6 protein-coding genes are annotated in these 6,321 nt (G+C 75.5%); 5 read left to right on the top strand and 1 reads right to left on the bottom strand.

Going from position 1 to position 6,321, the window contains the following annotated elements:
* Window positions 1-6 precede the first annotated feature (6 nt).
* Window positions 7-1,404: a type VII secretion integral membrane protein EccD gene (eccD, locus tag AB0I41_RS18030; protein ID WP_357108414.1), complete on the top strand. Its 1,398-nt coding sequence runs from the start codon at window positions 7-9 to the stop codon at window positions 1,402-1,404.
* Here the strand turns inward: eccD and AB0I41_RS18035 are convergent.
* A complete protein-coding gene (locus AB0I41_RS18035; protein ID WP_357108416.1) occupies window positions 1,388-2,569 on the bottom strand; it encodes a type VII secretion protein EccE in 1,182 nt (393 codons plus the stop codon). The genes eccD and AB0I41_RS18035 overlap by 17 nt on opposite strands.
* 163 nt (window positions 2,570-2,732) lie before the next feature.
* Here AB0I41_RS18035 and eccB point away from each other — a divergent pair, with 163 nt between their 5' ends.
* The 4 genes from eccB to AB0I41_RS18055 all read left to right on the top strand — a co-directional run bounded on the left by eccB (window position 2,733) and on the right by AB0I41_RS18055 (window position 6,289).
* Window positions 2,733-4,205 carry a type VII secretion protein EccB gene (gene eccB / locus AB0I41_RS18040; RefSeq protein WP_357108419.1) on the top strand — a complete coding sequence of 491 codons (1,473 nt, stop codon included), beginning with the start codon at window positions 2,733-2,735 and terminating at the stop codon, window positions 4,203-4,205.
* A 98-nt stretch (window positions 4,206-4,303) separates the two neighbouring features.
* Window positions 4,304-4,672, top strand: coding sequence for a hypothetical protein (locus AB0I41_RS18045; protein WP_357108422.1), 369 nt, complete (start codon window positions 4,304-4,306; stop codon window positions 4,670-4,672).
* Entirely contained in the window at window positions 4,665-5,843 is a 1,179-nt protein-coding gene (locus AB0I41_RS18050; protein WP_357108424.1) for a hypothetical protein, read from the top strand. The genes AB0I41_RS18045 and AB0I41_RS18050 overlap by 8 nt, the downstream gene beginning before the upstream one ends.
* A gap of 188 nt (window positions 5,844-6,031) precedes the next feature.
* Window positions 6,032-6,289, top strand: a complete 258-nt coding sequence (locus AB0I41_RS18055) for a hypothetical protein (protein ID WP_357108427.1) — start codon at window positions 6,032-6,034, stop codon at window positions 6,287-6,289.
* Window positions 6,290-6,321 lie beyond the last annotated feature (32 nt).

The following is a 6,321-nucleotide window of genomic DNA, read 5'->3' on the forward strand; positions in this document are numbered from 1 at the left end:
GCCACAATGGCGACGAAGTCGGCGACCGGCGGGTTGAGCCGGATCACCATCGTGGCACCCCGGACGAGAATGGATCTCGCGCTCCCGTCCGACGTGCCGCTGGCCGACCTGCTCCCCACCCTGCTCAGGTACGCCGGCGAGGACCTGGCCGACGAGGGCGTACGGCACGGTGGCTGGAGCCTGGCCCGGCTCGGCGGCCAGCCACTCGACGGCGGTCGTACCGCCGCGCAGCTCGGGGTCCGCGACGGCGAGGTGCTGTACTTCAACCCGCGCGCGGCGGCGGCCCCGGAAATCGTCTTCGATGACGTGGTGGACGCGGTCGCGACGGCCACCACGCAGCGCGCCGGCACCTGGCAGGTCGGCACCACCCGCTCGTTCTCGGTGCTGCTGGCCGCGGTGACGCTGGGGGTCGGCGCGGCGGTGACGCTGCTCACCGGCCCGCCGCAGCTGCCCGGCGCGGTGGCCGCCCTGCTGATGGCGGTCCTGCTGGTGGTGGGCGCGGCGGTGCTGTCCCGGGCGGCCGGCGACAGCCGGACCGGCTCGGTGCTCGCCCTGGCCGGCCTCGGGTACGCCGCCGTCGGCGGCCTGCTGGTGCTGGCCGGCGACCGGAAGCTGACCGAGCTGGCCAGCCCGCACGTGCTGCTGGCCGGTACCGCCGTGGTGCTCTTCGCCGCGGTCGCCGCGCTGGCTGTCGGCGACCGGATGCCGCTGTTCTTCGGGGCCGTGGCGGTCGGCACGGCGGTGGGTCTCGGCGCGCTGCTCTCGCTGGCCTTCGGCATCGGGGCGGCGGCCGTCGCCGCCATCGTCGCGACTGTCGCATTCGCGACACTGCCGGCGTTGCCGATGATCGCCTACCGGCTGGCCCGGCTGCCCGTGCCGTCCATCCCCACCGGCCCGGACGACCTGAAGACCGACACCGAGACGGTCGACGGCCGCCGGGTGCTGCGGCTGAGCGAGCGGGCCGACCAGTTCCTCACCGGGCTGCTGTGGACGGTGTCGCTGCTGGTGCTGGGCAGCCAGGTGGTGCTCGCCGGCAACGGCCGGTTGCCCGCGGTGCTGCTCTGCCTGGTGCTGGCGCTGCTGTCGCTGCTGCGGGCCCGGCCGTTCATCGGGCGCGCCCAGCGCACCCCGGTGCTCTTCGCCGGCACCGCGGGGCTGGCCCTCACCGCGGCGGCCATCTTCGCCGGGGGTTCGCTGGCGACGCGGCTCGGGCTGGTCCTCGGCGGCCTGCTGCTGACCGCGGTGGTCAGCCTGATCTACGGCCTGAGCGTGGCGGGCAAGCGGATCTCGCCGGTCTGGGGCCGGACCCTGGACATCGTCGAGATCCTGCTGATCGTCTCGCTGGTGCCGCTGGCGTTCTGGGTGTGCGGGCTCTACGGCTGGATCGTCAATCTCCGACCCTGATCGTGCCGGCCGCGGTGGCGACCGGCGTGGTGGCGTAGACCCCGGGCCCGTGCTGGCCGTCCAGCGGCCGGGCCGGGATGCCGCACCGGCGGGCCATGTCGCGGACCACCTTGACCAGGGCCTCGACGTGGCCGTCCATGGCGGCGACGCGCAGCAGCGGCGGCATCGGCCGATCGCCCGGCACCACCACCGCCGCCACCGTGTGCGACGGGGCCGAGGTCGAGGTGACCGCGTCCACCAGGGTGCCCAGCGACGCCTCGGGCCGCTTGCGCAGGGTCAGGCAGAGCTGCGTCCAGCCGCCGCCGCGCAGGCCGGTCCAGGTCTCCGTCGGGGCCGCCGGAGCGAGGTCGAGGCCGGCCGCGGAGACCACCGCCGCGCGCAGCTCGTCCCGGCCGAGCACCCGGTGACTCAGCCCGGCCGCGTTCAACGCCTTGCCCAGCCGTCCCACGCCGGCCGCGACCGTGCGATGCACGCCGCGCATCCCGCCGCCGCGGGTCACCGCCTCGGTACGGGCGTCCGGCACCGACAGGCGCAGCGCCACCCAGACCGTCCGGTGGGCGGCCGGCGGCGCGCCCGGCGCCGGGTACCAGACCAGGGTGTGCGACACGACCTGGGTGAGGGTGACCGGGCCGGCGAAGTCCGCGAGCACCTGAAGGGCACGGTCCACGACCGACGCCTCGACCGATCCGGCCGGCGCCCCGGGCCGCCCGGTCAGCGCCACCGCGGCGAACCAGCCACGCCCGTCCTGGCCGATGCCGAGCCGGGTGCCCCGCTCGGTGAGTTCGATCACATTCAGCTCGGGGGTGAGCGCCGCCAGCCGGGGATCGACCACGGCACCCCGGGCGACGGCCGCCCGGGCCTGCTCGCGGCGGCGCCCCAGCCGGCGGCGCAGCAGCAGGTCCTCGTACCACCAGCGACCGCCGCGCCGGGCGAACGCCGCCGCCGTCACCAGCAGAGCCAGGCCACCGACCACGCCGACCACCCAGCCGGGCCCGCCCAGCGCGGCCCAGACGGCGAGCGCGCAGAGCTCCAGCACGACGAGCTGGCCGGCGGCGACCGGACCGATCCGACCGCGTCCGCGCCGGTCGGCCGGCACCACCGGCCGGTCGGCCGGGACGGCGGGAACGGCGGGGGTACGACCGGGTGGCGCCTGGAGCTGCGTCATCGGTGAGCGTCCCTTCTGGACATCATGGGCATCCGGTGGGGTGGTGCGGTGCCGGAGGACGGGCGGGGGTCCCGATGACCCGCCCACGGCCCCTTATCGTAGGGAAGCCCGCGGCGGAGTTCGGACCTGATCGTCGCGGACCCACCCCCGCCGGAGGTCAATCATGCGGACCCGCCGCGATCAGGTGCAGGCGTACCGCTTCGTCACCCGCCGCATCGTCTCCGCGCTGCTCTCCGGCGACCCGGAGACCACCGACCTGCCGATGCGGCGGCTGGGCATGGCCGTCATCGGCAGCGTGCTCACCGCCGCCATCGTGCTCGGCGGAGCCGGGGCGTACGGCCAGTTCACCGGGAACACCGCCCCGCTGGAGGAGAAAACGCTGGTCATCGAGCGGGAGACCGGCGCGACGTACTTCTTCGCCGACGGCGTGCTGTACCCGACGTTGAACTACGCCTCGGCGCGGCTGATCCTCAACGAGGCCGACCCGCCGACCCGGACGATGTCGCGCGCGTCGATCGACGAACGGCCCCGGGGTCGTACCGTCGGCATCGTCGGCGCGCCCGACGCGCTGCCGGACCGCAAGTCGCTGGTCGGTCTCCCCTGGTCGGTCTGCGACGTGCCGGACCCGGGCGACTCCCGGCGGTCGACCACCCGGGTGGTGATCAACCGGCCGCTGACCGGCGGGACGCCGCTGGCGGACAAGGCGGTGCTGGTGCGCGACGACGGGCAACGCTTCCTGCTCACCGGCGGCTCCCGACTCCAGATCGTCGGCGGGGACCCGGCGCTGGCCGCGCTGAGAATGGCCAACGCCACCGTCCTCGACGTCGGCGCGCAACTGCTCAACGCGGTGCCGGCCGGGCCGGCGCTGCGGGAGCTGGGCATCGACGGCGACGGCACGCCGAGCCGCCGGTCGGTCGGCGGCCGCTCGGCCCGGATCGGCCAGGTGTTCCGCGCCGCGGGCGAGCACTACGTGCTGACCCGCGACGGCCTGGTCTCGATCGGCGAGGTGAGCGCCCTGCTCCTGCAGAGCGACGGCGGTCAGGTGACCGACATCAGCCCGGACCAGGTGGGCGAGCTGTCCGACCGGCGGCTGGAGCCGGAGGGCATGCCGCAGGCGCTGCCCGCGCTGCACCCGGTCCGCCCGGGGCAGACGGTGGTCTGCGCGAGCTACCGGCCCGGGCCCGCCGGCGGGCCGCCGACCACCACACTGGAGGTCTTCGACCGGACGCCGGCCGAGCTCTCCGGCACGAACGGCGCGGCGGCGGTGCGGCAGGGCCCGCGCGACGCCGTCGAGACGGCCGAGGAGGTGCTCCTGCCCGGAGGCAAGGGTGTGCTGGTCCAGGCCGCCCCGGGCGCCGGTGAGAGCACCGAGGCGGCGGCCGGGGCCACGATCTACCTGATCACCCCGCAGGGGGTGCGGTACCCGCTGGGCAGGCCCTCGGGCGAGACGACCACCGCGCTCGGCTACGGCGGGGTGAAGCCGCTGGTCGTACCGGCGTCGCTGCTCTCGCTGATCCCGACCGGCCCGACGTTGCAGCGGCAGGACGCGTTGGCCTACTTCGCCCCCGCCGACGGCCCCGGCACCGCGTCGCCGGCGGCGAAGGCGGCCACCGAGGCGCCGGCGCAGGGCGGCTGAGGCGTGGGACGGCCGGTTCACGGGTCGCCCCGGCTGGCGCCGGTCGACTAACCTGGGCACGGCCGACGGTATCGACTATGGACAACGGGGATGCTGCCATGACCGGGCGTACGACAGTCGACGTACTGTCCCTCGAGGACTTTCACCAGCGGTTGGCGGACCGGCTGACCCAGGCCGAGACGGCGCTCAGGAAGCTCACCACCGAGCTGCAGTGCCGTCCGCCCGCGCTCGGTTCCTTCACCGACGCCAGCAACAACGCCCGCCACTACAGCGAGATGCAGGCGAGCTACGCCGAGCGGGTCGCCCGGCTGCGCCAGGCGGTCGAGGCGTCCCGGACGGCGACGAGCACGATCATGACGAACTACCGCACCACCGAGGCGCGCAACGCGGCGAACGCCGCCGACATCGAGGCCGCGCTCAACGGGGTGGACGAGGCGCTCAAGGAGCGGGGGGACAGTCGTGTCTGAGTACACCCAGCGCTATCAGCACGTCAGCCACCGCGAGCTCTACGACGCGGTGCACGCCGGCGACCCGAAGCAGGTCGACGAGCTGGCCAGCCACTGGAGTTCCCTGCGGGACACGCTCGACGGCCTCTCCCGGGACCTCGGCACCGACCTCGACAAGCTGGCCCCCGCCTGGACGGGCGACGCCGCCCGCGAGTTCCACGACCGGGTGTCGCTGGTGGCACGCTACTCCGCCGACCTCGCCGAGGGCACGGCCGACGTGCGGCAGGCCCTCACCCTGATGGCCGGTCAGCTGCGCACCGCCCAGCGGCAGGCGGAGAGCCCGGAGGCCACCGACGACCACGACAAGGCGATCGACGGGGCGACCAAGGGCCTGATCCTCGGCGTGCCGGGGATGATCGTCGGCGGCATCATGGGCCACCAGCAGGACAGGGCCGAGCAGGAGAAGGCCCACCAGCGGATGGTGCAGGTGGTGGCCGACCTGGCCGCGGGCTACGAGGTCGCCTCGTACGGCCGGGTCGTCGACCCGCCGGCCCCGCCGCCGCGGCTGCCGGGTGACGCCGATCGGAACGGCACCACGGCCAGGGCCGTCCCACCGGTGGGCAGCCCGCGGCCCGCGCCCGTCACCGGCGACGCCGTTCCGGGTGGCGGCGCCACGGTGTCCACCCACAACAGCCCGGCGCACGGCCCGACGACCGGTTCCGGCGACACCGGCACCGCCATCGGCGGTCACGGCCCCAGCACGACCACCACGTCGGTCGTCGGCGGCAGCCCCGCCAACACCGGCACCTCGCTCGCGGGCGCCGAGCCGCTGACCGGTGGCACGCTGGTGTCCGGTGGCGGCCTGGCTGGCGCGGGCACCACGACGACGGGCGCCGGCTCGGGCATGTCGTTCGGCGGGGCCGCCGGCATCGCGGCCGGCGGGGTGCTCGGCACCGGTGCGCTGGCCTCCTCCGGCCGGGTGTCCGGCGCGACGCCGGTCCGGCCGGGCACCGGCGCCACCGGCATGGAGAACCGCTCCGCCGCCGGCACCGGCCGCAACGGCGTGATCGGCGGGCGCGGCCAACACGGCGCGGACGAGAACGACGAACGGCTGACCTGGCTCACCGAGGACGAGATGGTGTGGCACGACGGCGCCGACAACGCCCCACCGGTGCTCGGCGGCGAGCGCTGACCTGACCCACGAGAACGGCCCACCCGGAGGCTCCGGGTGGGCCGTTCCCCGTCAAGGCCCCGGCGGCAGAGCGAGGTCGTACCCCGATCAGGGAAAGGTCCGTCCACCTGGGACCGAGTGGCCCGACTCACGCCGGTCGGCGCCGTCGCTCCGCTGCGTACGCCGTCGGGTGGCGCTAGGTTGGAATGGTGCTGCCCGTAGCGTCCACCCGCCCGTTCCGGCTGGCGACGCTGCGCGATCTGACCCGGCTGGCCCTGACCGCCCTGGTGCTCGCCGTCGGTCTCGGCGGCGTGTTCGCCGCGACCGCCGGTCCGGCCGCCGCCGCGCCGGCCCGGCCCGCCGTGACGGCCGCCCGGGTGGCCGAGCCGCCAGCCACTGTCCGGCCCACCGACGAGCAGCTCGCCGACTCCCCCGCCCGGCCGGCTCCGAACACTGCGACGCTCTGACCGCCGTCGATGGTGACCGTGCCTCGCCCCTC

Source organism: Micromonospora sp. NPDC050200 (genome assembly GCF_040656135.1).
Lineage (GTDB): Bacteria > Actinomycetota > Actinomycetes > Mycobacteriales > Micromonosporaceae > Micromonospora.